The 26,473-nt window shown below is 73.2% G+C and carries 22 protein-coding genes; 14 read left to right on the plus strand and 8 right to left on the minus strand.

The window, feature by feature from the left end:
• Positions 1-231 precede the first annotated feature (231 nt).
• Positions 232-1,107, minus strand: coding sequence for a S66 peptidase family protein (locus tag Asi02nite_RS06335; protein ID WP_203711328.1), 876 nt, complete (start codon positions 1,105-1,107; stop codon positions 232-234).
• A 78-nt stretch (positions 1,108-1,185) separates the two neighbouring features.
• Between Asi02nite_RS06335 and Asi02nite_RS06340 the strand changes: the two genes are divergently transcribed.
• From Asi02nite_RS06340 to Asi02nite_RS06350, 3 genes are read left to right on the plus strand one after another with little or no spacing between them, the layout of a single operon-like run.
• Positions 1,186-1,947, plus strand: a complete 762-nt coding sequence (locus Asi02nite_RS06340; protein WP_203711204.1) for a type 1 glutamine amidotransferase — start codon at positions 1,186-1,188, stop codon at positions 1,945-1,947.
• A 3-nt stretch (positions 1,948-1,950) separates the two neighbouring features.
• Positions 1,951-4,887 (plus strand): bifunctional [glutamine synthetase] adenylyltransferase/[glutamine synthetase]-adenylyl-L-tyrosine phosphorylase, encoded by a 2,937-nt coding sequence (locus Asi02nite_RS06345; protein ID WP_203711205.1) that lies wholly within the window; start codon positions 1,951-1,953, stop codon positions 4,885-4,887.
• Positions 4,887-6,287 (plus strand): pyridoxal phosphate-dependent decarboxylase family protein, encoded by a 1,401-nt coding sequence (locus Asi02nite_RS06350; RefSeq protein WP_203711206.1) that lies wholly within the window; start codon positions 4,887-4,889, stop codon positions 6,285-6,287. Before Asi02nite_RS06345 ends, Asi02nite_RS06350 begins: the two co-directional genes overlap by 1 nt.
• Here Asi02nite_RS06350 and Asi02nite_RS06355 read toward each other — a convergent pair.
• The 3 genes from Asi02nite_RS06355 to Asi02nite_RS06365 form a co-directional block, all read right to left on the minus strand.
• Complete coding sequence (locus tag Asi02nite_RS06355; RefSeq protein WP_203711207.1) at positions 6,276-6,824, minus strand: hypothetical protein; 549 nt, start codon at positions 6,822-6,824, stop codon at positions 6,276-6,278. The genes Asi02nite_RS06350 and Asi02nite_RS06355 overlap by 12 nt on opposite strands.
• Before the next feature lie 152 nt (positions 6,825-6,976).
• Positions 6,977-8,227 carry an MFS transporter gene (locus Asi02nite_RS06360; RefSeq protein ID WP_203711208.1) on the minus strand — a complete coding sequence of 417 codons (1,251 nt, stop codon included), beginning with the start codon at positions 8,225-8,227 and terminating at the stop codon, positions 6,977-6,979.
• 63 nt (positions 8,228-8,290) lie between these two features.
• The gene (locus Asi02nite_RS06365) at positions 8,291-8,857 is read right to left on the minus strand and encodes a hypothetical protein (RefSeq protein ID WP_203711209.1); all 567 of its coding nucleotides are present in this window, start codon (positions 8,855-8,857) and stop codon (positions 8,291-8,293) included.
• 170 nt (positions 8,858-9,027) lie between these two features.
• On the opposite strand from Asi02nite_RS06365, the gene Asi02nite_RS06370 reads away from it, so the two are divergent.
• From Asi02nite_RS06370 to Asi02nite_RS06400, 7 genes are all read left to right on the plus strand, one after another.
• Positions 9,028-9,192 carry a hypothetical protein gene (locus Asi02nite_RS06370; protein ID WP_203711210.1) on the plus strand — a complete coding sequence of 55 codons (165 nt, stop codon included), beginning with the start codon at positions 9,028-9,030 and terminating at the stop codon, positions 9,190-9,192.
• Between the two features lie 53 nt (positions 9,193-9,245).
• Complete coding sequence (locus Asi02nite_RS06375) at positions 9,246-12,485, plus strand: helix-turn-helix transcriptional regulator (protein ID WP_239126526.1); 3,240 nt, start codon at positions 9,246-9,248, stop codon at positions 12,483-12,485.
• 10 nt (positions 12,486-12,495) lie between these two features.
• A complete protein-coding gene (locus tag Asi02nite_RS06380) occupies positions 12,496-13,191 on the plus strand; it encodes a DUF4191 domain-containing protein (protein WP_203711211.1) in 696 nt (231 codons plus the stop codon).
• A gap of 457 nt (positions 13,192-13,648) precedes the next feature.
• The gene (gene glnA, locus Asi02nite_RS06385; RefSeq protein ID WP_203711212.1) at positions 13,649-15,073 is read left to right on the plus strand and encodes a type I glutamate--ammonia ligase; all 1,425 of its coding nucleotides are present in this window, start codon (positions 13,649-13,651) and stop codon (positions 15,071-15,073) included.
• A 75-nt stretch (positions 15,074-15,148) separates the two neighbouring features.
• Positions 15,149-15,595: a hypothetical protein gene (locus tag Asi02nite_RS06390; protein ID WP_203711213.1), complete on the plus strand. Its 447-nt coding sequence runs from the start codon at positions 15,149-15,151 to the stop codon at positions 15,593-15,595.
• A gap of 185 nt (positions 15,596-15,780) precedes the next feature.
• Positions 15,781-16,359 (plus strand): tetratricopeptide repeat protein, encoded by a 579-nt coding sequence (locus tag Asi02nite_RS06395; RefSeq protein WP_239126539.1) that lies wholly within the window; start codon positions 15,781-15,783, stop codon positions 16,357-16,359.
• Between the two features lie 125 nt (positions 16,360-16,484).
• Positions 16,485-16,814: a HEAT repeat domain-containing protein gene (locus Asi02nite_RS06400; protein WP_203711215.1), complete on the plus strand. Its 330-nt coding sequence runs from the start codon at positions 16,485-16,487 to the stop codon at positions 16,812-16,814.
• A gap of 120 nt (positions 16,815-16,934) precedes the next feature.
• Here Asi02nite_RS06400 and lipA read toward each other — a convergent pair whose 3' ends face one another.
• Positions 16,935-17,867, minus strand: coding sequence for a lipoyl synthase (gene lipA, locus Asi02nite_RS06405; RefSeq protein WP_203711216.1), 933 nt, complete (start codon positions 17,865-17,867; stop codon positions 16,935-16,937).
• Positions 17,868-18,219: 352 nt separating this feature from the next.
• Here lipA and aspS point away from each other — a divergent pair, with 352 nt between their 5' ends.
• Positions 18,220-19,479 (plus strand): aspartate--tRNA(Asn) ligase, encoded by a 1,260-nt coding sequence (gene aspS / locus Asi02nite_RS06410; protein WP_203711217.1) that lies wholly within the window; start codon positions 18,220-18,222, stop codon positions 19,477-19,479.
• A 39-nt stretch (positions 19,480-19,518) separates the two neighbouring features.
• Here aspS and lipB read toward each other — a convergent pair whose 3' ends face one another.
• Together lipB and Asi02nite_RS06420 are read right to left on the minus strand one after the other, a co-directional pair.
• Positions 19,519-20,157: a lipoyl(octanoyl) transferase LipB gene (gene lipB / locus Asi02nite_RS06415; RefSeq protein WP_203711218.1), complete on the minus strand. Its 639-nt coding sequence runs from the start codon at positions 20,155-20,157 to the stop codon at positions 19,519-19,521.
• A gap of 57 nt (positions 20,158-20,214) precedes the next feature.
• On the minus strand, positions 20,215-22,008 hold the full coding sequence (locus Asi02nite_RS06420; protein ID WP_373312169.1) for a DUF6311 domain-containing protein: 1,794 nt from the start codon (positions 22,006-22,008) through the stop codon (positions 20,215-20,217).
• Between the two features lie 82 nt (positions 22,009-22,090).
• On the opposite strand from Asi02nite_RS06420, the gene Asi02nite_RS06425 reads away from it, so the two are divergent.
• The 3 genes from Asi02nite_RS06425 (at position 22,091) to Asi02nite_RS06435 (ending at position 24,735) form a co-directional block, all read left to right on the plus strand.
• Entirely contained in the window at positions 22,091-23,047 is a 957-nt protein-coding gene (locus tag Asi02nite_RS06425; protein ID WP_203711219.1) for an ATP-binding protein, read from the plus strand.
• 9 nt (positions 23,048-23,056) lie between these two features.
• Entirely contained in the window at positions 23,057-23,440 is a 384-nt protein-coding gene (locus tag Asi02nite_RS06430) for an SCO5389 family protein (protein ID WP_203711220.1), read from the plus strand.
• 101 nt (positions 23,441-23,541) lie between these two features.
• Complete coding sequence (locus tag Asi02nite_RS06435) at positions 23,542-24,735, plus strand: extracellular catalytic domain type 1 short-chain-length polyhydroxyalkanoate depolymerase (protein WP_239126527.1); 1,194 nt, start codon at positions 23,542-23,544, stop codon at positions 24,733-24,735.
• Between the two features lie 5 nt (positions 24,736-24,740).
• Here Asi02nite_RS06435 and Asi02nite_RS06440 read toward each other — a convergent pair whose 3' ends face one another.
• Positions 24,741-26,462 (minus strand): hypothetical protein, encoded by a 1,722-nt coding sequence (locus Asi02nite_RS06440; RefSeq protein ID WP_203711338.1) that lies wholly within the window; start codon positions 26,460-26,462, stop codon positions 24,741-24,743.
• Positions 26,463-26,473 lie beyond the last annotated feature (11 nt).

Genomic DNA, 26,473 nt, shown 5'->3' on the forward strand with positions numbered 1-26,473 from the left:
CCGAGGCGGCCCCGCGTCGAAGCCGTAGGAAGACGGCGGACCCGATCGAGACCGGATGCCCTGGAGGCGGTCCCGTCGGGGTCGGGCGACGGGCGAGCGGGGAACGCCACGGCGGTCCCGTCGGGGTCGGGCGGGGGGAGCGGCGAACGCCGAGGCGGTCCCGCTGGGGGTTGTCGGGCAGCGGGGCAGGTGGCCGAGGGCGGATGGCCCGGAGGCGGGCCGCCGAGATGGTCAGGCGACCGCGGCTTCGACCGTGAGCAGGCCCGTGTCTGCGTCTACTGTGGCCAGTGCGCCGACCGGGACGCTGAGTTGGCCCGGGCCGTGGCCGATCGGGAGGCCGCCGAGGATCGGGATGCCCAGGTCGCCCAGGCGGTCCAGGAGCATCGTGGTCAGGCCTGTGCCCCAGTCGTCGGAACAGTCCGTGAACTGGCCGAGCGCCACGCCCGCCAGGCCGTCGAGGGAGCCCGCCCGGCGCAGGTGCGTGAGCATCCGGTCGATCTTGTACAGCGGCTCCTGCACCTCCTCGATCAACAGGATCGCGCCCGACAAGTCGGGCATGTCCGGGGTGCCGATCGAGGCCGTGATCAGGCAGAGGTTGCCGCCGAGCAGGGGGCCGGCGGCGATGCCGGGCACCCGTACCCCCGCCGTGTCCTCGCCCGGAACCGCCGCCACCGTGACCGGGTCCGTCGTCATCAGCGCCGATCGCAGCGACTCCGCCGACGCCGCCGGCGTCCGCTCGTCGTTCCAGGCCACCCCCGGCCCGTGCACGGCGGCGAGCCGCGCCCCGCGCCAGAGCGCGAACTGCAACGCCGTGATGTCGCTGAAGCCGGCGACCACCTTCGGGTCGCGACGCACCGCGGCCATGTCGATCGCGTCCACCATCCGCTGCGCGCCGTAGCCACCCCGCGTGCACAGCACGCCCCGGATCGACGCGTCCGCGAACGCGGCGTTCAGGTCGGCCGCCCGGGCCGCGTCGTCGCCCGCCAGATAACCCGTCCGGGCGTACGCGTGGGGTCCGAGCACCGCCCGCAGCCCCCAGCTCTCGACCAGTTCCAGCCCGCGGACCATCCGCTCGGGCCGCGTCGGTCCGGACGGTGAGACCAGCATCACGGCGTCGCCGGGTCGCAGGGCAGGAGCCTTGATCGCGTGCACGACCGAACACTAGCTGCCAGTAGGCTCGACCTCGTGGCTACCGCGCTCGTGATCGAAAACGACCCCACCGATGACCTGCGCCGGCTGGGTGACTGGCTCACCGAGGGGGGCCTGGAGCAGCACGTGCTGCGGCCGTACGACGACGACCAGCTCCCCGACGACCTGACCGGCTACGACGCGTTCGTGGTGATGGGTGGCGAGCAGCGGGCCTACCCCGACGAGGACGGCACGTACGACGCCTGGTGGCTGCCGAAGGTCGAAGGCCTGCTGCGCAAGGCGGTCCGCACCAACCTGCCGACGCTCGGCATCTGCCTGGGCGCCCAGCTGCTCGCCACCGCGCACGCCGGCGCCGTCGAGCGCAGCGCGTCCGGGCCCGAGATCGGGCCCGCGCTGGTCGCCAAGCGGGACGCCGCCGAGGCCGACCCGCTGTTCCGCTGGGTGCCGATCGCGCCCGACGTGCTGCAGTGGCACTCCGACGAGATCACCGAGCTGCCGCGCGGCGCGACCCTGCTGGCGGCCTCGACCTACTACCCCAACCAGGCGTTCCGGATGGGGGAGCGGGCCTGGGGCCTGCAGTTCCACATCGAGTGCGACGCCGCGATGATCGCCGACTGGGCGGCCGGGTCGACCGAGTTGAAGGAGCTGGGCCTCTCGGTGGAGGCGGTGGTCGACGCCTGCGCGTCGGTGCTGCCCGACCTCGAGGACGTCTGGCAGCCCTTCGCCGTCCGGTTCGCCTCGCTGGCCCAGGGCGAGCTGGACCTGCCCCGCACCACCCTCCCGCTGCTCGGGCGGTGAGCCGTGGGCCGGCCGACGAGCGAACGGAACCGGCTGGCCCGGTTCGGGTTCGGTGACCGGGCCGCGGAGCTGCTCGGCGGTCTCGGGCTCTGGGACCCGGCGACGCAGGAGCCGACCGGCGAGCCCGCGACCGGCCTGATCACCGCGCTGTCCCGGGCCGCCGACCCCGACCTCGCGCTGCGCCAGCTCCACCGGCTGGTCGAGGCGCTGGACCGCACCGAGGGCGGCCGCGACGGGCTGATCGACGCCGTGCTCGTCGACAACGGCGTGCGCCGCCGGCTGGTCGCGGTGCTGGGCGCGTCGTCGGCCCTCGGCGACCACCTGGTGGCCAACCCGACACAATGGACGGCGCTGCGCGACCGCGACGGGCGGGCGCCCGAGGCGACCGGTGCGCTGGAGCCGGTCGAGGCGGCCAACCCGGTGGCGGCGCTGCGGCTCGCGTACCGGCTGGCCCTGTTGAAGATCGCCGCCGCGGACCTGACGGGTGGCCGCGGCCTGGAGCCGACGATGGCTGCCCTGTCGGCGCTGGCGGACGCGACGCTGCGGGCGGCCTACGACATCGCGGCGACCGAGATCGACGCCGCGCCGCGGCTCGGGGTCGTCGCCCTCGGCAAGTGCGGCGGCAACGAGCTCAACTACGTCTCCGACGTCGACGTCATCTTCGTCGCGGCCACCGACGACGACCTGGCCGCCGGCACCACGATCGCGACCCGGCTGATCGAGATCTGCGGACTGGTCGCCTGGCCGGTCGACGCCGCGCTGCGGCCCGAGGGCAGCCGCGGCCCGCTGGTCCGCACGCTCGCCAGCCACGCGGCCTACTACCAGCGCTGGGCGCGCACGTGGGAGTTCCAGGCCCTGCTCAAGGCCCGCCCGGCGGCCGGCGACACCGACCTGGCCCAGGAGTGGATCGACGCGCTCGCGCCGCTGGTCTGGCACGCCGCCGAGCGACCCGAGGCGGTCGAGGACGTACGGGCGATGCGCCGGCGGATCGTCGACAACGTGCCGCCGCGGGACGTCGAGCGGGAGATCAAGCGGGGGCCGGGCGGGCTGCGCGACATCGAGTTCGCGGTGCAGCTCCTCCAGCTCGTGCACGGCCGGGCCGACGAGACGCTGCGGGTCACGGGGACGATGCCGGCGTTGCGGGCGCTGGTCGGCGGCGGCTACGTCGGGCGGGCCGACGGTGAGGCGCTGCTGCGGGGTTACCGCTTCCTGCGTACGGTCGAGCACCGGCTGCAGTTGCAGGCGCTGCGGCGCACGCACACCGTCCCCGCCGACCCGGCCGGCCTGCGCTGGCTGGCCGCGGCGCTCGGCTACACCGCGACGCCCGGGAAGGACGCGGTCGAGCAGTTCCGGTCCGACTGGGTCGCGCACGCCAGCGAGGTCCGCCGCCTGCACGTCAAGCTGCTCTACCGGCCGCTGCTGGAGGCGGTCGCCCGGGTGCCGGCCGAGTCGTTGCGGCTGACCCCCGAGGCCGCCCGCCGCCAGCTCGAAGTGCTCGGCTTCGCCGACCCGACCGGTGCGCTGCGCCACCTGGAGGCGCTCACCGGCGGCGTCACCCGCACGGCCGCGATCCAGCGCACGCTGCTGCCGGTGCTGCTGCAGGAGTTCGCGGACTCGGCCGAGCCGGACCGCGGCCTGCTCAGCTACCGGCAGGTCTCCGACACGCTCGGCTCGACGCCCTGGTACCTGCGGCTGCTGCGGGACGAGGGCCCGGTGGCCCGGCGGCTGGCCCGGGTGCTGAGCCTGTCCCGGTACGCGGCCGACCTGCTCGCCCGGGACCCGGAGGCGCTGCGGCTGCTGGCCGAGGACGCGGAGCTGGCGCCCCGGCCGGGCGACGTGGTGCGCGAGGGCTTCGGCGCGGCGTCGGACCGGCACGACGATCCCGGCGCCGCGATCCGGGCCGTCCGCGGGCTGCGCCGCCGCGAGCTGTTCCGGATCGCCTGTGCCGACGCGCTCAGCCACGGTTCGCTGGCACCGTCGCCGGTGCTCGACGTCCGCGGCGTCGGCACCGCACTGTCCGATGTGGCCGACGCGACGCTGGGCGCGGCACTGCGGGCGGCGGCCCGCGCCTATCCGCTGCCCGACGGGCTCACCTTCGCGGTCATCGGGATGGGTCGCCTGGGCGGCGAGGAGATGAGCTTCTCGTCCGACGCCGACGTGCTCTTCGTGTACGACCCGCCGCCCGGCCTGCCCGACGACGCCGCCAGTGCCGCCGCGCACGCGGTGGCCGAGGAGCTGCGCCGGCTGCTCGGCATGCCGGCCCCGGACCCGCCGCTCGGCGTCGACGCCGACCTGCGTCCCGAGGGCCGGCAGGGCCCGCTGGTGCGCAGCCTGGCCGCGTACGCGCAGTACTACGCCCGCTGGTCGAAGGTGTGGGAGGCGCAGGCGCTGCTGCGCGCCCGGCCGGTCGCCGGCGACGTGGGGCTGGGGGAGCGGTTCATCGCGCTGGCCGACACGGTGCGCTATCCGGCCGCGGGCCTCACCCGTGAGCAGCACGTGGAGATCCGGCGCATCAAGGCCCGGGTCGAGAACGAGCGGCTGCCCCGCGGCGCCGACCCGGCCACGCACGTGAAGCTGGGCCGGGGCGGCCTGGCCGACGTGGAGTGGGCGGCGCAGGTGCTGCAGTTGCGGCACGCGGGCGCGCATCCCGCGTTGCGGACGCCCCGGACGGTCGACGCGATCGCCGCCGCCGAGGCCGCGGGCCTGCTGGATCCGGCGGACGCCGCCGCGCTGGCCGCGGGTTGGCAGCAGGCGGCCCGCGTCCGCAACGCGCTGACCCTGGTCCGCGGCAAGCCCGGCGACCAACTGCCCCGGCACGGCGTCGAGTTGGCGGGCGTGGTCCGCCTGCTGGGCCGCGACGACGCGGGCGAGTTCATCGACGACTACCTCCGCACCGCGCGCCGCGCGCGGGCGGCCCTGGAGCACGTGTTGGAGGGCTGATGGACCCCTTGCACGAATCCGGCACGCCGGCGGCGTTGCGGGCCGTCTTCGACGCCGCGGTGCCCTACCTGGACTCCCTCGCGGACCGCCCCGTGTATGCCGGCTCGGCGCGGGTCAAGGAGCTGTTGTCGGACCTGCCGTCCGCCGGCGAGGGCGCGGCCGCCGTCGTGGAGCGGCTGCTCTCGGTGGGCACGGCGGCCGCCACGCACTCGGCCGGCCCGCGGTTCTTCCATTTCGTGACCGGCGGCGTGACACCGGCCGCGCTGGCCGCGGACTGGACGGTGTCGCTGCTCGACCAGAACGCGTTCTCGCGGGCGGCGTCGGAGTTCGCGCACGCGGTGGAGACGGTGGCGCTGGACTGGTTGCGGGAGCTGTTCGGCCTGCCGGCGTCGTTCGGCGGTGCGCTGGTGGGCAGCGCGACGTTCGCCAACTTCACCTCACTGGGCGCGGCGACGCACTGGTGGGCGTCGCGACACGGGGTGGACGTGGCGGCGGACGGGTTGGCCGGGCTGCCGCGGATGCCGGTGTTCTCGGGCGGCTACGTGCACGCGAGCGCCCGCAAGGCCCTGCAGATGCTCGGGCACGGGCGGGACAGCGTGTCGGTGCTCGGCGCCGGGCGGGTCGATCTGTCCTCGTTGGACCGTGCGCTGGCCGACTCGGGGCCTGCGGTGGTCGTCGCGAACGCGGGCGAGGTGAACACCGGCGACTTCGACCCGCTCGCGGGGATCGCCGAGGTCGTGTCGCGGCACGACGCGTGGCTGCACGTGGACGGGGCGTTCGGGTTGTTCGCCGCGCTGTCGCCGCGGACCGCCGGGTTGGTCGCGGGGCTGGAGCGGGCCGACTCGATCGCCTGCGACGGGCACAAGTGGCTCAACGTGCCGTACGAGAGCGGGTTCGCGTTCCTGCGCGAGCCGGCGCGGCTGGGCGCGGCGTTCGGGATGCCGGGTGCGCCGTACCTGCCGGGGGCCGACTCGCCGCGGGCCGGCTACGGGCTGCTGGGGCCGGAGTCGTCGCGGCGGGCGCGGTGCGTGCCGATCTGGGCGACGCTCGCCGCGTACGGGCGGTCGGGTTATCGGGCGATGGTGGAGCGGCACCTGGACCTGGCGCAGGAGTTGGCCGGGCTGGTGGACGCGGCGCCCGACCTGGAGCGGCTGGCCGAGGTGCCGCTGTGCGTGGTCTGCTTCCGGGTCCGCCCGCCGGGTGTGCCGAAGGCGGAGTTGGACGACCTCAACCGGCGCGTGGGCGAGGCGCTGCTGGAGGACGGGCGGGTCTTCGCCGGCACGACGGTCTGGGAGGGCAAGGTGGCGCTGCGGCCGGCGATCGTCAACTGGCGCACGACGTCCCGGGACATCGAGCTGTTCGTGTCGGTCGTGCGGGAGTTGGCGGCGTCAGTTCGCTAGGTCTGCCGCGGTGACGGTCAGGGTGTTGTCGCCGACGGGGCGGTAGCCGGTGGGCTCGACGACGTACTGCGCCTGGGTGGGGTTGAGCAGTGACGCGGGTGCGTCCGGGTAGGTCTCCAGGAACAGGAGGTACGGGGTGCCTTCCGCGAAGGGGACGGCGCCGGGCTGCTCGTAGACGACGCCGTCGCGCTCGCCGCCTGTCTGCTGGACCTCGATGAGGGCACCCGGTTTCGTCCGGCCCTTGTGGACCTGGGTGACGGTGGCGGTCCAGATCGTGATGACGACACCGGAGTCGCCCGGTGGCGCGCCCGCCTGTGGGTCGGTCACGGGGTCGGTGCCGCCTGCGCCACTCGGGTAGAGGACGCCGTCGCGGGGATCGGCCAGCGTGGCCTCCACAACGAGGGACGCCTTGTCGACCAGTTCGGCGACGGTCGCGTAGGAGGGGTAGTCGCCCTGGTAGACCACGCGCCCACCGAACGGCCGCCCGCAGCCGGCGACGGCCAGCGTCACGGCTGCGATGACGGCGAACTTCCTCATCCGTCCGACCATGCTTGTGTAGACGCCGGTGCGGCTCGTGTCGTTCCTGTCTTCGAGCGCGACCGGCCGCGGACGTGGCAGCGGAGCGAAGCGCAGCGGTGCCCGGCGGGAGCGACGGTCGCGCCCCCGACGAATCCGGGACCCCTTGCTCCTCACGCGTTCGCCGTGGTTCTTTCTGGTTCTGCTCGTGCTGGCGAGACGTGGCGGAAATGTCGGATGGCGGGAACTCCCAGGAGTGTGAGCCCTGAGATGACTTGCCAGGCGACGCCGATGAGGAGCACGGTGGTGATGCTGGTGGAGGCGGCGGCGGGGCCGGCGAGGGCGAGGCCGATCGGCCCCACGGAGAACGAGCCGAAGACCACATAGGAATTGACGCGCGACATCGCGTCGGCGGGCACGCGTTGGTGGATGGCGGTCATCCAGAGCGTGCCGAAGACCGCGCTGACGATGCCGGCGACGAGCCCGCCGGCGCAGACGACCAGCAGCGGCGCGCGGACGGCGAGGGCCGCGGACGGTGCCGCCCAGAGGATCGTCGCGGCGGTGGCGACCAGCAGCGGACGCGCCGGTTTCCAGCCCAGCACGGTGAGGCCGCCGACGATGGCACCCGCGCCGTACGCCGCGGTGATCGCGGCCCACGCGCCCGCCCCGCCGTAGAAGAGGTCGGCGGAGACGGGGCCGAGCACGAGGTAGGGCGCCCAGAGCAGCAGGTTGAACAGCGTGAACTGCAGCGTGATCGTCCACAGCCAGGGCAGCGACGCGAACTGGCGCCAGCCGGCCCGCATCTCGCGCAGCATCGAGGTGCGCGCGGCCGGATCGGGGTCGGGGACACGGATCCAGAGCAGGGCCAGGATGCTGGGTACGTAGGTGAGCGCGTCGATCAGGAGCACCGTCGCCGGGTCGGTGAGCACGACGAGCAGGCCGGCGAGGGCGGGGCCGGCGACGGTGGCGGTCGACCGGACGAGGCCGAGGAAGGTGTTGGCCTCGTGCCTGCGGTCGTCCGGGACCAGTTGGGGCACCAGGCCGTCGAAGGACGGGCGGAAGACGGCCTCGCCCAGGCCGCCCAGGGCCGCGAGGGTCAGCAACAGTCCGATGTGGGGGGTCGTGGTGGTGAAGAAGAGCACGGCGATGGCCGCCTGGGTTGCGGCGCGCAGCACGTCGGCCCAGAGCATCACCAGACGGCGGGGGAAGCGGTCGCCGAGGACGCCGGCGAACGGGAGCACGGCGACCATCGGCACGATCCGGGCCGCCAGCACGTAGCTGAGGGTCGTGGGGGAGCCGCCGCTGTCGAGGACCGCGAACGCCAGGGCCACGCCGGCCATCAGGGTGCCGAGCGCGCTCGTGGCGTAGCCCGCGACGAAGACGCGGAAGGCGGGGAGGCGCAGCACGTCGAGGCGGGAACGCACAGTTTGCCCTCCGAGGACTTGAGCCGATGCGACTCAGATCCTGGCGGAGGGTGTGCGGCGGTGTCAATCCTTGGTTGAGTTTTGGTGGCTCAACTCGGCGCGGACCCGGTCGGCGGCTTCGGCGATGGTCGGGGGCAGGCCGGTGGCGGGTAGGTCGTCGAGGGCGCTGGTGGCCAGGGAGAACAGGGCACCCGGTGGGGCTTCGGCGGCCAGGGCGATGGTGTGGCGGGCGAGGGCGGCGCGGGTGAACCTCGTGGGCCAGGCGTCGTCGGCCTCGACGCGGCGCAGGAGGGCGCGGGTCGCGGCGCGGAGCGCGGTGATGGCTGGACCGTGGAGATTGTCAACAGATTGTTGACGGTGCCGGGCGGCGCGGGTCGGCGTGACGGCGCGGGTTCCGCCGGTGTCGGTCAGGCGCAGGAAGCGTTGCTCGGCCGCCTGGCGGGTGCGCAGTCCGAGGGCGGTGGCGATCCGGGACCAACTCGTGCCGCCCGCGCGGGCCGACTCGATCAGCGCGCGCTCGGTGGCGTCGAGACGGTCGCGGACGGTGCGGAGCAGCGCGAGCGCGTCGACGGCCACCGCGGGATCGTCGCTCCGGGTCGCGGCGAGAAGCTTCTCCACATCGGATTCCACGACGCGATCATAGTCAACGGAATGTTGACGAGTAAGTACCTTACTCGCCTTACCTGGGTCGGGTCCGGGGGTAAGGAGGCGTGGATTAGGGCCGGCGCCGGGTGTGCGGGGGTTACCTGCGGGCGGAACGTCAACGTCGACACCGAACCACGACGGCCGAGGAGCTCTCGATGATCAACGACCCGTACGTCACCCTGGACCTCTACCGCGCCCGCGTCGAGGCGATGACCGAGGACGCGCGCGTCGGCCGGCTGGCCCGTGCCCTGCGCCGCCACGCGTCGTCGACGTCCGCGACGTCCCGGGCCCCGGCCCGCCGGCGCCGCGGCTCGGCCTGAGCCCGGAAAATCTCGGCGGCGACATGTCGTACCCCCATGGCATTCTCGATGCCGTGACCGTTCGCGCCCGCAGCACCGCGTTCGTCGGCCGAGATGCCGAGATCGCGGCGCTGCGTGACGCGCTCAAGCGGGTGCGCACCGACGAGCCGGCGATGGTGCTCGTCGGCGGCGAGGCCGGCGTGGGCAAGACCCGACTGATCGAGGAGTTCGCCCGACACGGGGGCGACGCGCGCTTCGTGGTCGGCCAATGCCTGGAGCTCGGCGAGGAGGGCCTGCCCTACGCGCCGTTCTGCGGCATCCTGCGCGACCTGATCCGCGCCGACGGGGTCGCGGTGCTCGACGGTCACGAGGCGGAGTTCGCCCGGCTTCTCCCCGAGCTGGGCCCCGCCGCGCCCGGCGCCAACCGCGGCGTGCTGTTCGACCAGGTGTCCGCGCTGCTCGCCCGGCTGGCCGCCGCCCGGCCGCTGGTGGTCGTCCTCGAAGACCTGCACTGGGCCGACCGGTCCACCCGCGACCTGATCGAGTTCCTGGTCCGCGCCGCCCGCACGGCGCGGGTGCTGATCATCGGCACCTACCGCACCGACGAGCTCCACCGCGGCCACCCGCTGCGGGCGTTCGTGGCCGAGCTCGACCGGGCCCGCGGCGTCGAGCGCCTCGACGTCGGCCGGCTCGACCGCGACGGCACCGCCGACATCCTGGCCAGCATCTTCGGCGGCGAGCCGGCCCAGCGCGCGATCGACAAGGTGCACCAGCGGGCCCAGGGCAACCCGTTCTTCGTCGAGGAGCTGGCCGCCTCGGGTGACCCGGCCGCCTGCGCCGACATCCCCGAGAGCTTGCGCGACCTGCTGCTGGCGCGGGTCGACCGGCTGCCGGAAGCGGCCCAGCCCGTGCTCCGGATCGCGGCCGCCGGCGGCAACCGGATCGGCCACGAGCTGTTGACCACGGTGGCCGACCTGCCCGAGTCCGCCCTCGACGCCGCGCTGCGCAGCGCGGTGACCGCCCAGTTGCTGGTGGCCGACGCCGACGGCGGCTACGAGTTCCGGCACGCGCTGGTCCGCGAGGCGGTGCACGACGACCTGCTCCCGGGCGAGCACGCGCGGCTGCACGCCCGCTACGCCGCGGCCATCGAGGCCGCGCCGGGGTTGGTCGGTGCCGGTCGGGCGCCGGCCGAGATCGCCCACCACTGGTACGCGGCGCACGACCATCCCCGCGCCCTCGTCAGCTCGCGGGCGGCGGCAGTCGCGGCCGGCGAACGCTACGCCCACGCCGAGCAGGCCCGCCTGCTGGAGCGGGTGCTCGAGCTGTGGGAGCAGGTGCCCGACGCCGCCGACCGCCTGGGCGTCGACCACCTCACGCTGCTCGAGGAGACGCTGGCCGCCACCTACACGGCGGGCGACTTCAAGCGGGCGCTGAGCCTCAACCGGGCCTGCCTGCAGGCGATCTCCCGCGAGGCCGAGCCGCTGCGGGCCGCCCGCCTGCTCACCCGGCGCGGCAAGCTGCTGGCGTCCCTCGGCAAGAGCGACGGCGTGGCCTCGCTGCGCGAGGCGGTCGCGCTCGCGGAGTCGTCGCCCGACGACGAGGCCCGCGCGATGCTGCTGGCCGACATCGCCTACCAGATCAGCCGCGCCGACCGGGCCGAGGGAGCGCGGATCGCCGCCCTGGCGCAGGCGTCCGCCGAGTCGCTCGGGCACTCGGCCGCCGCGGTCTACGCGACGCTGACGCTGGGCCGGGTCTGCGCCCGTCACATCGCCGCCGAGGCCGGCCTCACGGCGCTCCGCCAGGCCGAGGCCCGCGCGAGGGCGTCCGGCGACATCGAGGGCCTGGTCCACGCCCGGGTCAACATCTCCGACGCGCTGTTCGAGATCGGCGACTACCCGGGCTCGGCCGAGGTGGCGGCGCTCGGCACCCGCGACGCCGGCAAGGTCGGCGTCGACCGTTCCAGCGGCGCGTTCGTGCGCTCCAACCACGCCGAGGCCCTGATGGCACTGGGCCGCTGGGACGAGGCCGACGCGATCTGCGCCGAGTCGGCCCGCTTCGACCCACCGGGCCACCTGGGCCTGCACTGGCTGCAGCTACGCGCCGGCCTACGCCTGGCCCGGGGCGACGCGTCGGCGCCCGAGCTGATCGGCCGCGCGCTGGCCTTCCTGTCGCGCCCCTACGTCAGCCCCCAACACCGGATGCCGCTGCTGGTCCTGCGGATCGACGCGGCCCTGGCCGCGGGCGACCCGGCCGCCGCGGCCGAGGCGGCCCGCGGCGGCCTCACCGCCTGGGCGACGGAGCGGGACGACGCGGAGTCCCACTGGTCGGCGCCGCCGGGGGCCAGCGACCTGGTGGCCAACCCCCGCTACGCCTGGCCCCTCCTGGCCGCGGCGTCCCGCGCGACGGTCGCGGCGGGCGACCTCGAGCTGGGCGCGCTGATCGCCGGTGTGGTGCCGCAGGTCGAGTGCCTCTATTCCGCGGACCGCGCCTACGCGGCGCAGATCGCGGCCTGCCTGGCCACGACAGTCGCGGCAGCGGTTCCCCGCAGCTCTGTCGCGGACCGTGCGTCTGTCGCGGACCGGGCCTCTGCTGCGGACCGTGCCTCTGCCGCGGACCGTGCCTCTGCCGCGGACCGTGCCTACGTGGCGCAGATCGTCGCGTGCCTGGCCACGCTTGCCGCTGCGGCGGTGTCCGGCAGCCTCGCCGCGGACTCGGCCGTGTCCGGCGGTTCGTTCCGCCCCGGGGTCGCGGCGGATGCGCCGGGGCAAGCGGCCGGCCCCGCGGGAGGCGAAGCCGGCGTGATTCCGGCGCGGGTCGGGGTGTCCGCGGCTGACGTGCGGGAATGGTGGCTGTCGGCGGTCGCGGCGTGGCGGGTCGACGGGCAGCCCTATGCGCTGGCCCGCGCCTTGGTCGCGCTGGCCGAGGCGGCGGCCGCTGTGGGCGACCGGGTGGCGGCGGGGGAGGCGCTGGAAGAGGCCGGCTCGATCGCGGCTGATCTGGATGCCCGGCCGCTGCGCGACGAGGTGGCCAGGCTGGCCCGGCGGGTCGGGCTGCGTGGGGCCGTCGGCGCCGGGCCCGACGTGCTGACCGCGCGCGAGCGCGAGGTGCTGCGGCTGGTGGCGGTCGGGCACAGCAACAGCCGAATCGCCGCGGAACTCTATCTATCGCCGAAAACGGTCAGCGTGCACGTTTCCCGCATTATCGCCAAGTTGGAAGTGACGAACCGGATCGAAGCGGCTGCTGTCGCCCACCGCCTGGGGCTGCTCGGCGCCGACATGATTGCCGGCGGACAGACGACGGCATCCGGACACTAGACTGCGTGCCATGGCCAGGGCAGAAGAGAAGGTGTCGTTCGGCGGACGCCTGAAGCAGATCGGGATGGTTTTCTCGTTCACCGCCAAACAGGACAAGATGTTCGTCCCATTGGCAGTGGGCGCGGTACTGATCCCATTGCTGCTGGCCGCGCTGGCGGTCGTACTCGGCTGGGGCCTGATCTTCATCCCCCTTGGCATCCTCGTCGCTCTGCTGGCCCTCCTCATCGTCCTCAACCTGCGCTCCAACCGCGCGATGATGAACGCGGCCGAGGGCCAACCGGGCGCGGCGGCCTCGATCATCGAAAACATGCGCGGCGACTGGCGGGTCCGCCCGGCGGTGAGCTCCACGACGGCCATGGACATGGTCCACCTGGTCGTCGGCAAGCCGGGCGTCATCCTCCTGGCGGAGGGCAACCCCCAGCGGGTCCGCAGCATGCTGGGCCAGGAGAAGCGCCGCCTGGCCAAGGTCATCGGCAACGCACCGCTGCACGACTACGTGATCGGCAACGGCGACGACGAGGTCCCGATCCGCAAGCTCCGGATGACCCTGACCAAGCTGCCCCGCGCCCTGAGCGGCAAGGACGTGAACTCCCTGGACAAGCGCCTGACGGCGCTGTCGGCGGCCCGCCCCCAGATCCCGAAGGGCGCGATCCCCAAGAACATGCGCCCGCCGAAGGGCGCCTTCCGCCAGACCCGCGGCCGCTGATCTCCCGAACCCGCGCCTCAGCCCCCAACGGCTGGGGCGCGGGTTTCGTTTCGGGCGGCGACGCGTCGTCAGCCGCAAGCGCCGCGGCGACTGTGCTCGGTGGGCAATGGGTGGGTCGCGCGGGCCTGGCAGCGACGCGAAGCGAGCGGTGTCTGGCGGGAGCAACGGTCGTGCCCCCGACGGACCCGAGTCCCGCATCTGGACCTTGATCCATGGTCGGCGTCACACGCCTCGGCGAGTCCGCCAACCCCTGCCATCTGCGGGTATATGTTCAAGTTTGGCCGGTTGTATCGCTGGCCAAACGGGCATTCCTGGCGGCTCGCGGGTGACGTAACACGGCAGAAACTTTTGCGACACGCTCGGGCAACGGCCCGGCCATAGCGTCGCTGCCAGCCTTGCCGAAGACAGACGGCCTTACAGAAGCCGCTTACAGAGTGCGACGTGCCAGGAGGACGTGTTGTTCGCCAATCCCGAGGAACTCCTGCGATACCTCAAGGACGAGGACGTGAAGTTCGTCGACGTCCGGTTCTGCGACCTGCCCGGCGTGATGCAGCACTTCAACGCCCCGGTCGAGTCCATCGACGACGACATCTTCACCACCGGCCTCGCGTTCGACGGTTCGTCGATCCGTGGTTTCCAGCAGATCCACGAGTCCGACATGCTGCTGCTGCCGGACGTGGCTTCCGCGTTCATCGATCCGTTCCGCGCGCAGAAGACGCTGGCGCTGAACTTCTTCATCCACGACCCGTTCACCCGCGAGCCCTACTCGCGTGACCCGCGGAACGTGGCGAAGAAGGCCGAGGCCTACTTGGCCGCGAGCGGCATCGCCGACACCGCCTACTTCGGTCCCGAGGCCGAGTTCTACATCTTCGACTCGATCCGTCACGAGACGAGCGCGCACCAGGCCTTCTACTACATCGACTCGATCGAGGGCGCCTGGAACACCGGTCGTGAGGAGGCGGGCGGCAACCGCGGCTACAAGACGCCTTACAAGGGCGGCTACTTCCCGGTGCCGCCGGTCGACCACTACGCCGACCTGCGCGACACCATCGTGCGCAACCTGGTCGACTCCGGCTTCACCGTCGAGCGGTCGCACCACGAGGTCGGCACCGCCGGCCAGGCCGAGATCAACTACAAGTTCTCGACGCTGCTGCACGCGGGTGACCAGCTCCAGCTGTTCAAGTACATCGTCAAGAACACCGCCTGGGCCGCCGGCAAGACCGCGACGTTCATGCCCAAGCCGCTGTTCGGTGACAACGGCTCCGGCATGCACACCCACCAGAGCCTCTGGCTGAACGGCGAGCCGCTGTTCTACGACGAGACCGGGTACGCCGGGCTGTCCGACACCGCCCGCTGGTACATCGGCGGCCTGCTGCACCACGCGCCGTCGCTGCTCGCGTTCACCAACCCGACCGTCAACTCGTACCGCCGCCTCGTGCCCGGTTTCGAGGCCCCGGTCAACCTGGTCTACTCGCAGCGCAACCGCTCCGCCTGCACCCGCATCCCGGTGACGGGCAGCAACGCCAAGGCGAAGCGCGTCGAGTTCCGCGTGCCGGACCCGTCGGCCAACGTCTACCTCGCCTTCTCGGCGATGCTGATGGCCGGCCTCGACGGCATCAAGAGCAAGATCGAGCCGCCGGAGCCGATCGACAAGGACCTGTACGACCTGCCGCCGGAGGAGTTCAACTCCGTCAAGCAGGTGCCGGGCTCCCTGCCGGAGGTCCTCAACTCGCTCGAGGCCGACCACGACTTCCTGCTCGAGGGCGGCGTCTTCACGCCGGACCTGATCTCGACGTGGATCGACTACAAGCGCGAGAACGAGGTCGACCCGGTCCGCCTGCGCCCGACCCCGCACGAGTTCGCGATGTACTACGACGTGTAGCCACGACGGACCGCGAGCGAGCCATCGACCGATGTGGTCGGTGGCTCGCTTCGTGCGTGCCCTACCATCGTGCGAATGACTCAGTCCAAGAAGGACGATTGGCAGCCGCCGCGCCAGCCTGACTGCGCCTGCCGTGAGCATCTCGACGACGTGCGTGCCCTCGTCATCCCCAACGCCGACTGGGACGAGGACCCGACGTTCGAGCAGTTGCTCGAGACCGGATCCCTCGGCGTGCGGCCGATCGAGGCCAAGGAGCGCTACATGGCCTATTTCGACGCCGATCAGAACGAGACGCGGCTCGGGCCGCTCCACTGGGGAATGTGGGCCGCCGACGAGATCTACGGCTGCTACGCCGACGACGCCGAACTGCCCGTGGACAAGGCGATCGCCGCCCAGCCCGGGGTGACGCTCGTCGAGTGGTACGACCGCGAGGAGTTCCTCATCGGCGCGCCCGAGTTGTGTGAGAGCGGCCTGCTCGCCGCCATCGCGCGGGCGTTCGAGGATCCGCGCGTACGCGCATAACGATGGTCCCGGGTCCGCCGGGGGCGCGACCGTCGCTCCCGCCGGACAACGCTGCGCTGCCAGGCTCGCGGCGGGTCGCCGTCACAGCCCGAGCCAGACCCGGTTCATGTGCGTGAATGTTCAGCGGTGTCGCTACGCCCGCCGAGCCCGGCCGGTAGATTCGGATCTCTGGGAGGGCGGTGACGATGGCGGGTGCGGAGCGGTGGATGCGGCGGGCCGCGGAGGCCGGCGACACCGACGCCATGGCCGCGGTGGGGCAGATCTTCCAGGACCGCTGGGAGATGGCCGAGGCCGAGGAGTGGTATCAGCGCGCCGCCGACGCCGGCCACGTCGGTGCCATGGTCAACCTCGGCGTGCTGCTCACGATGCGCGGTGACCTGGTCGGCGCCGAGCACTGGTACCGCCGCTCCGCCGAGGCCGCCGACACCGACGCCATGCTCAACCTGGCGGGCCTGCTCGCCGACCGCGAGGACGTCGCCGAGGCACAGCACTGGCTGCACCGCGCCGCGGCGGCGGGGGAGAGCGACGCCCTCGTCAACCTCGGCGCGCTGGCGCAGCCGGAGGAGGCCCGCCGCTGGTACCAACTGGCCGTCGACGCCGGCAACTCCGACGGCATGTTCGCCCTCGGCGCCCTGGCGGAGGAGGACGGCGACCGCCGCACGGCCGAGGAGTGGTACGAACGCGCCGCCGACGCCGGCAACCACCACGCCCTCGTCAACCTGGGCCGCCTCCGCGCCGAACGGGGCGACTTCGGCCCGTCCTAGCCGACCGAGACGGCCCGCATTGCGAGGCGAGAATCGCCTCCACGCCGTCCATGTCACCCGACGGCGTCCGCAAAGGGCTCGGCCGCCTCTAGCGTGTCCGGCCCGCGGAGCCCTACCCTGCGACGATGGCGGACGAGTTCGCGCGGGCCCTGTTGCTGATGCACCGCCGCGACCCACAGCTGGTCGAGGACGGGTTCCAGCGGCTGCGGGCCATTGCCGGTGACCACGTCGATCGGCTCATCGCCGAGTTCCGGCAGGAGCCCGACCACGACACGCGGTGCCGGCTGCTCGAGCTGATCGCGGAGGCCCGCTCCGAACGGGCCTTCGACCTGCTGGCGAGCCAGCTGGAAACCGGCGACGAGGCACTGCGTGACTGCGCGGCCCGGGGCCTCCGGCTCCTCGACACCGACGCCGCCCGCGCGCTGCTGACGAACGCCCCGGCACCCCGCCCCTGACTGTCTCCCGGCGGCCGGCATCGGTCAGTAGGTGCGCGCGGCGGTGGTGGACGCGCGCCGCCGACCAGGGACACGAAGGCGCCCTGGCCGAGCTCGGCCAGGGCGCCTGACGAAAGGGGATCAGGCGGCCGGCGTACGCGCCGCCAGCGCCTGCTGGTAGAGACGGCCGGCCCGGTAGCTGGAGCGGACCAGCGGCCCGCTCATCACGCCCGCGAAGCCGATCTGCTCCGCCTCCTGGGACAGCTCCATGAACTCCTCCGGCTTGACCCAGCGCTCGACCGGGTGGTGCCGCGGTGACGGGCGCAGGTACTGCGTGATCGTGATCAGCTCGCAGCCCGCCGCGTGCAGGTCGCGCAGCGCCTGGGAGATCTCCGACCGGTCCTCGCCCATGCCGAGGATCAGGTTGGACTTCGTGACCAGGCCGAAGGCGCGCGCCTGCGTCAGCACGTCCAGCGAACGCTCGTACCGGAAACCGGGTCGGATCCGCTTGAAGATCCGGGGGACCGTCTCCAGGTTGTGCGCCAGCACCTCGGGCCGCGACTCGAAGACCTCGCGGAGCAGCTCCGGCGTCCCGTTGAAGTCCGGGATGAGCAGCTCGACGCCGCAGCCCTCCTGGAGGGCGTGGATCTGGCGGACCGTCTCCGCGTAGAGCCACGCGCCGCCGTCCGGCAGGTCGTCGCGGGCCACGCCGGTGACCGTCGCGTAGCGCAGGCCCATCGTCGCCACCGACTCCGCGACCCGGCGCGGCTCGTCGGCGTCGAACTCGGCCGGCTTGCCCGTGTCGATCTGGCAGAAGTCGCAGCGCCGGGTGCACTGGTCACCCCCGATCAGGAAGGTGGCCTCCCGGTCTTCCCAACACTCGTAGATGTTGGGACAGCCAGCCTCCTGGCACACGGTGTGCAAGCCTTCGCGCTGCACCAGACCGTGGAGCGAGGTGAACTCGGGGCCCATCTTGGCCTTCACCTTGATCCACGGCGGCTTGCGCTCGATCGGCGTCTCGGCGTTCCGCGCCTCGATGCGCAGGAGCCGGCGGCCTTCTGGAGCGATCGTCACGAATCCGAGCGTATCCCGCTGGGCATCCAACCCACATGCGGGGCGACACGGTTCACATGCGCAACAGGCCATGTGACCCCTGTCATAGGGCCACATCGGTGGCACCGTCCGGTAACCTCACCCGCAACGGCGCAGACGGAACCAAGTAGCGATCGACCACGCCGGCAGAGAGAGCCACCACGTGCTGTGACGGTGGCCCGGCGCCGGTCGCGAAGACACTCCCGAGCCGGAGCACGACAAATGAGGCCCGGGCGCCGCCACAGCGCCAGGGCGAAGGTGTGGTGGCACCGCGAGGAACCCGCTCGCCCACACCTCCCGGGGATCGCGTTGCGACCGACGAGGAGGTCCACTCATGCAACGCATCCTGTCCAGCCAGCTGCCCGCCCACGCCGGCAGCACCGTCACCGTCGCCGGCTGGGTCCATCGCCGCCGCGTGCTGAAGGCGGTCGCCTTCCTGATCCTGCGCGACCGGGCCGGCCTGGTCCAGATCGTCATCACCGACCCTGACCTGCGCGAACAGCTCGAGGAGCTGACCGAGGAGACGGTCGTCGAGGTCACGGGCCTGGTGACGATCAACAGCGCCGCGCCGCTGGGAGTGGAGATCACCGAGCCGGTGGTACGCCCGTTGAGCGCCGCCGCCGCGCCGCCCCCCTTCGACCTTTACCGGCCGCTGCTCTCGGCGACCCTGCCCACCCAGCTCGACCACGCGTCGGTGGCGCTGCGGCACGCGACACGACGCCGCGCCGTCACGGCCGCGGCTGCCGCCGCCGAGGGTTTCCGGCGCACCCTCGACGCCCGCGGCTTCACCGAGATCTTCACGCCGAAGATCGTCGCCTCGGCCACCGAGGGCGGGGCCAACGTCTTCGGCATCGACTACTTCGGCAGCCGCGCCTTCCTGGCCCAGAGCCCGCAGTTCTACAAGCAGCTCATGGTCGGGGTCTTCGAGCAGGTCTACGAGGTCGGCCCGGTGTTCCGCGCGGAGCCGCACGACACCGCCCGGCACCTGGCCCAGTACACGTCGCTCGACGTCGAGCTCGGCTTCATCGAGGACCACCGCGACGTGATGGCGGTGCTGCGCGACGTCGTGGCCGGCATGACCGACGCGGTCTCCGAGCGGCTGCCCGGCGTCAAGATGCCGGACGTGCCCGCCGAGATCCCGGCCGTCCACTTCACGACCGCGCTGGAGATCGCCGGCGCGCCGGACGACGAGCCCGACCTGGCTCCCGCGCACGAGCGCGCGCTGGGCGAGTGGGCGGTCCGCGAGCACGGCTCGGACTTCCTCTTCGTGACCGGCTACCCGATGCGGAAGCGGCCGTTCTACACGCACCCCGAGCCGGGCCGACCGACCCACTCGAACTCGTTCGACCTGCTCTTCCGCGGCCTGGAGATGGTCACCGGTGGGCAGCGGCTGCACGAGCACGCCGACTACGTCGCCGCGCTGAACGGCGACCTGACCGGCGTCGAGACCTACGTCGAGGCGTTCCGGCACGGGATGCCGCCGCACGGCGGTTTCGCCATCGGCCTCGAGCGCTTCGTGGCCCGCCTGCTCGGCGCGACCAACGTCCGCGAGGTCGCGGTCTTCCCCCGCGACCTGCACCGCCTGACGCCGTAACGCACGGAACGGGGGCCCCGACCAGGGGCCCCCGGGAACTCAGCCCAGCAGGGTGGGCAGGCGGCGCTCCACGATCGGGAGCACGTCGTCGACGGTCACCTGGCGGCCCAGCTCGGCCGTCAGCGACGTGGTCGTCGCGTCGCGGATGCCGCAGGCCACGATGTGGTCGTAGGCGGCCAGGTCGCAGTCGGCGTTGATCGAGAAGCCGTGCTGGGTGACGCCGCGAGAGACCCGGATGCCGATCGCGGCGACCTTGCGGGCCGGCCCGCGGTCGTCCTCGGGCACCCAGACGCCGCTGCGGCCCTCGATGCGGTCGGTGTGCAGGCCCAGCTCGGCGCAGGTGTCGATGAGCATCTGCTCGGTGCGCCGCACGTAGGCGACCACGTCGATCGGCGCGGGCAGGCGCAGGATCGGGTAGCCGACGAGCTGGCCCGGGCCATGCCAGGTGATCTTGCCGCCACGGTCGACGTCGATCACGGGGCTGCCGTCGGTCGGCCGGTCCCAGGGCTCGGTCCGCTTGCCGGCGGTGTACACGTACGGGTGCTCCAGGAGCAGCACGGTGTCGGGAGTGACGCCGTTGGCCACCTCGTCGTGGAGGCGGCGCTGCTCGTCCCAGGCCGCCAGGTAGTCGATCGTGCCGAGGCGGCGGGTCAGGAGCTCGGGAAGCACGCTGGTCACAGTCGAACTGTAACCCTCAGCGGCGGGCCAGGCTCCCGGACATGACCCGCGTCATGGTCACCCCTTGACCCGCCACACCCAGACGTCGTCGACCCGTTCGCCCTCCCCGAGCAGTTGGCGGGTCGCCGTGAGCAGCGCGTCGTGCTGGACCGGCCACTTGGCGCCGTGGATCCGGTCGGCCAGCACCACCGCGTCCACCTGCCAGTACGCCAGGTCCGCGCGGGCCTGGGCCTGCTCCGCCGGCCCGATCGGCGGGACCACCCCGCTGCGGGCCACCTCGTAGAGCATCCCGTCCGTGTAGCGCGGCACCGGCCCGATCCGGCCCCGCCCGTCCGGCCCGCCGGGGCCCAGGTAGAAGCCGGACACCAGGTGGAACTCGCCCTGGCCGTGCGTCCACGCGTACGCCTGCCAGCGTTGCCCGTCCGGGACGGTGTCGAGCGTGAACGGCACCGTGGCCATGACCCCGCCGGGCGGCACGACCGAGGTCCAGGCGCCGGACGTCACGAACGTCGGGATCGGCTCGCGCGCCACCGTCAGCAGGGTGACCGGCAGGATCGGCACGAGGGCGACCGCGAAGGCGACAGGCCAGACCCGCCCGCGCGGCCGGGCGTCGACCAGCAGCGCCAGCAGCAGGCCCACGATCGGGGTGACCACCAGGGCCAGCCGCTGGGGCAGGGCCGCGTTGAACACGGGCAGCGGGTTCAGCAGCGCGTACGGCAGCGGCACGTCGGTGTAGTTCTTGAAGATCTTCACCGCCGGCCCCCAGGACAGCACCGTGAAGACCAGCGCGGTCACCCCGAGGGCGCGCAGCGTGGCCCGCCGGCCCGGCGCGGCGCTCCGCCACAGGTACCAGAACGCGGCGATCGTGAGCAGCACCAGCGGCAGGCCGAAGAACGAGTTCTCCTCGGTCTCGTTGGGCGCGAGCCGCGTGTCGAGCCCGGCCAGACCGGCCAGCGAGCGTTGCGGGAACGCGAAGTACCCGGCCACGTCCTCGCTGTGCACGCGCGCGTCGAAGCCGGTGCCGTGGAAGCGTTGCGGGCCGAGGAAATGCATCCAGATGGGGTACGCGAGCAGCGCGAACGCGACGACCGCGGTGACGCCCAGGCCGCGCAGCACGCCGGGCAGCGCCGCCCGTGCCTCGGCCCGGGTCGCCCGCGAGAGCGACCAGGTGCCCAGGAAGACCAGGCAGGCCAGCGCGATGAAGAACAGGCCCTCGGCGGCGATCGAGAAGGCGATGGCGACCAGCACGCCGAGCAGCACGCCGTCGCGGAGCCAGCGGCCCTCGCGCAGGCGGAGCACCCGCCAGACCACGATCGGCACGAGCCAGCCCGCGGTCCAGTTCAGGTGGGCGTTGGCGTGCGAGACCATGCTCGGCGCGAACGCGATGAACAGCGCCCCGATCGCCGCCGCCAGGCGCGCGCTGACCAGGTGCCGGGAGAGCAGCCAGTACCAGGCGTACGCGGTGGCGACCAGGTTGAGCGTCAGGATCACCAGGAACGTGACCGGGGCGCCCAGCAGGAAGGTCAGCGGCGCGAACAGCACGGCGTACACCGTGATCGAGGTGTTGACGGCGAGATTGGTACCGTCGGGGAACCCGATCAGGTGGGTGAAGAACGGGTTCTCCCCGTGCGTGATCGCCCGGGCGCCGTAGGAGAGCAACCACTCGAACAGGGCCTGGTCGCTGGAGTTGACCTTGATGGCCCGCCCGTTCGGGTCGATCCAGAGCCCGCTGGTCACCCAGACCGCGAGCACCAGGGCGATGCCGGTGACCAGCAGGTCTGCCCGCCGGCGCGAGGTGCGGGCGGGCACCGCCGGTGCGACGTCTGGGGGAGCGGGGGACGCGATCGACACGGGCGGAGGCTACCAATCGGGACGACACGCCCAGGAAGCGCCCGTGGTTGTGATCTTATTGAAAATGACATCCAATACCAGCATGAAAATCGCCTTCGTCGGAAAGGGCGGCAGCGGCAAGACGACACTGGCCGCCCTGCTCGCCCGCCACCTGGCCGCCGCGCCGGACCAGCCGCCGCTGCTCGCCGTCGACGCGGACATCAACCAGCACCTGGCTGCCGCGCTCGGTGCGGTGCAGGACGCGGCGCTGCCGGCGCTGGGCGACCACCTGGCGGAGATCAAGGAGTACCTGCGCGGCGACAACCCCCGGATCTCGTCGGCCGCCGCGATGGTCAAGACCACGCCGCCGGGTCGCGGCTCGCGGCTGCTCACGATCGCCGGGACCAATCCGGTGTACGACGCGACGGTGCGCGAGGTCGACGGCGTGCGGCTGGCGGTGACCGGGCCGTTCGCGGAGCGGGACCTGGGCGTCGCCTGCTACCACAGCAAGGTCGGCGCCGTGGAGCTCCTGCTCAACCACCTGGTCGACGGCCCGGGGGAGTACGCGGTCGTGGATATGACCGCCGGCGCCGACTCGTTCGCGTCGGGGCTGTTCACCCGCTTCGACGCGACGTTCCTGGTCTGCGAGCCGACCGTGCGCAGCGTCGGCGTCTACAAGCAGTACCTCGGCTACGCCGCGGACCACGGCGTACGCGTGCACGTGGTGGGCAACAAGGTGGCCGACGAGTCGGACGTGGAGTTCCTCCGCACGCACGTCGGCCCTGACCTGCTGACCTGGTTCAGCCGGTCCGACTGGGTGCGGGCCGCCGAGCGCGGCCAGACGCTCTCGTTGGACGCCCTCGAACCGGCCAACCACGCCGCCCTGCGGCGGATCCGCGCGGCGGCCGACGCGGCGGAGAAGGACTGGCCCCGGTACGCCCGGCAGGCCGCCGAGTTCCATCGGCGCAACGCCGCCGCCTGGGCCAACGACCGCACCGGCGAGGACCTCGCCGACCAGATCGACCCGGACTTCGTCCTGGGTGACCAGCTCGTCCACTGAGGAGAGACCATGTCCCTTGCCGTTCACGCCGACCTGCTCGCCCGCGCGCAGGAGGGCGTGGTCGACGACGCCGAGTTCGTCGACTGCGTGCGCGTCTCGCTCCCGTACGCCTGGGAGGTCGTCTCCGACGTCGCCGCCCGGGCCGGTGCCGATGTCGCCGAGCATGCCGTGCCGCCGCCGAGCGAGGCCGAGCGCGGGCAGTTGCTGCGCGCGCTGGCCAGCGACTCGATCCGCGGCGGGCTGGAGCGCCACTTCGGGGTGAAGCTGGCGTTCCAGAACTGCCACCGGGTCGCCGCGTTCGCGCCGGCCGCGGTCGACAGCGCCCGCTACCGGGAGTTCGTCTCGCCGCTCGCGCAGATCCGCAACCAGACCCCCGAGCTCCGGGACTGTTAGCTACGCCACATCCAGGGTCGGCGATATGTGTGATCGTCGACCATGTCAGATCGATGGTCGCGAATCGTAGCCTCACGGGAACCGTCCCCGAGGAGGTCGTCGTGACCAGACGCATCCTGTCCCTCTGTGCCGCCGGCGCGGCGCTGGTCGTCGCGGCGGTGCTCGCGCTGGCCGCGCCCGCGCAGGCGGCACAGCTCACCGCGGTCAGCGGCTTCGGGTCCAACCCCGGAAACCTGGCCATGTACGCGTACCGGCCCGACAACCTGCCCGGCGGCGCGCCGGCCGTGGTGCTGCTGCACGGCTGCGGGCAGGACGCCAGCACCTACTTCACCAACAGCGGCTGGCGTACGTTCGCCGACCGGTGGCGGTTCGCGCTGATCGTGCCGCAGCAGAACAGCGGCAACAACGCGACGTCGTGCTTCAACTGGTTCGAGACCGGCGACATCAGCCGGGGGCAGGGCGAGGCGGCGTCGATCCGGAGCATGGTCGGGTACGCGGTGTCGTCGTACGGGATCGCCGCCAACCGGGTCTACGTCAGCGGGCTGTCGGCCGGCGGCGCGATGAGCGCGGCCATGCTGGCCACCTATCCGGACGTGTTCGCGGGCGGATCCGTCGTGGCCGGCATCCCCTATCGCTGCGCGACCAGCATGGTCAACGCGTTCAGCTGCATGAACCCGGGCGTCGACAAGACGCCGGCGCAGTGGGGCGACCTCGTCCGCGGGGCCTATCCGGGCTATTCCGGCGCGCGGCCGAAGGTGGCCGTCTGGCACGGCACGTCGGACTTCACCGTCGCGTCGGCCAACGCCAACGAGTCGCGGGACCAGTGGACCAACGTGCTGGGCGTGTCGGCGAGCCCGACCGGGACCGTGTCGCTCGGTGGCGGCACCACGATGGAGCGGTACGGGAACGACGTCGTGCGGGTCTACCGGGTGTCCGGGATGGGGCACGGGACGCCGGTCGACCCCGGTAGCGGGGCCGAGCAGTGCGGCACGGCGGCCGCGTACTTCCTCGACACCATCTGCTCGGCGTACCACGACGCGACGTTCTTCGGGCTGAACACCGGCGGGCCCGGGCCGAGCACGCCGCCGACGACCGCACCGCCCACGACGCCGCCGCCGACGGGTGGGCCGTGCGTGACCGCGACCAACTACGCGCACGTCGCCGCCGGACGGGCCTACCAGCAGCTCGGGTACGTGTACGCGCGCGGCTCGAACCAGGCGATGGGGCTTTACAACGTGTTCCAGACGAACGCGCTGCGCCAGACCGGGCCGGCCTACTGGGTGGTCGGCTGCTGAGCGCGTTACGCCGCGCGGTCCCGGTCCCTGGTGCCGGGGCCGCCGAAGCGGGACCCGTACGGCCGGCCCGTCCTGTCCGGGGCGTGCACGATGCCGCCCAGTAGGGCGCTCTCGTAGCCCTCGAGCGGTGTCGGTGACCACCGTTCGACGTCGGCCCGCGCCGCGGCCAGGGACTGGTTCGCCAGCGACTCCGCGGCCCGGGCGGCGACCAGCGCCTCCACCGGCTCCGCCTCGGTGGCCGCGGCCGCCTGGCCGAGCTCGCCGCGCGCGGAGAACAGCCGCGTGCGGGCGCGGGCACCGACCGCGCCGCGCCGGGTCACCAGGAAGGCGGCGGCCGCGTCGATCGTCGCGCGGGCCGCGAACATGGCCTGGTCGAGCTGCTCGCGGGCGTGCGCCACGCGGGAGGACGGGTCGCGGACCGCGCCGAGCGACTCGCCGAGCGGCCCGGAGACCTCCTGCAGGCGACGCAGGCCGGCCACCGGGTCCGGCCGCGCCTCGGCCAGCTCGGTCGCCAGGGTGGAGGCGGCCTCGTCGGCGCGGGACACGTCGGCGGCGAGGCCGATCTTGTCGCCCCGGGCGTTGCCCGGCGGGCGGCCCGCCATGGCCAGCACCGCCTTGCCGGCCGCGACCTCGGCGTGCAGGTCGGCCAGCAGCTCCGCGGCGGCGTCCTCGGCGGTGGCCAGGTCGGCCGCGAACGCGTCCAGGGTGTCCAGCAGGGCCTCGGCCTGACCGAGCGCCTGCTGGGCGGTGCGCAGGCCGGTCCGGCGGCCGTCCTGCTCGAGCTCGGCGGTGGCGAAGTCGATCCGGGCGGCGGCCTGGGTGAGGTTGTCGGCGACGGGACGCAGGGCGCTGTCCGCGTACGCCGCCGTCAGCTCCTTCCACGTCCGGGCCGCGACCGTCAGGCGCGTGCGGGCCTCGTCCCGGCGGACGGTGAGGCGGCTGCCCAGCCGGGCCTCCTCGCTCGCCCGGAGCAGCTCGAACGGCTCGGCCCGGGCGTCGAGGCGCTGGTTGGCGGCCGCGCAGTGCTCGACGATCGCGCGCAGCACCCGGCGCCGGCTGAACTCGTCCTCCGGCTCGTGGTCGTCGAGGTGCTGGCGGATCCGGAACGCCTCGGCGATGTCCGCGCGGGCCGCGGTGACCGCCTCCACGAAGCCGACGGTCGCGTCCCGGCCGTGCTGGGCCTGGGCGAAGGTCAGCTCCTGCTCGCTCGTGCACAGGGCGTTGTCGGCGGCGACCAGCGCCGCGTCCGCCTGCGCGAGCAGGCGGGCCGTGGGCAGGTCGCCGCCGAGATCCAGGGTGTCGGCGTTGGCGTCGGCCGGGCCGGCTCGCTCCGGCGGCGCGGCCTGCTCCGGGGGCCCGGCCGGCTCCTCGGGCCCGGCCCGTTCCGCCGGCCCCGCGGGCCCGGCCGGGCGGGTCGCGCCGCCGGTGCTGGTGTCGGGCGGTGGAGCGCCGCCCTGGTCCGGTGGCGCCCAGACGGAGGCGGGCAGGTCCTCGGCCTCGACGCGCTCCGGCTCGCGTACCCGCGGCTGTTGTTCCCGCTTCTCCTGGCGGCTGAAGAGGCGCCTGCGGCGACCGTGGCCCGTGCGTCCGGCGATGCGGTGCTTGGGCGTGGTGCGGCCGGTCCCGCGGCGGCGGGCGACCGCCAGCGTGACCACCACCACCCCGAGGACGAACAACACGCACGCCAACAGCGACAGTGCGTTGTTGTCGCCCGATGCCGCCGACATGCGGTCAGGCT

The organism is Asanoa siamensis (genome assembly GCF_016862555.1).
In the GTDB taxonomy this organism is placed as follows: domain Bacteria; phylum Actinomycetota; class Actinomycetes; order Mycobacteriales; family Micromonosporaceae; genus Asanoa; species Asanoa siamensis.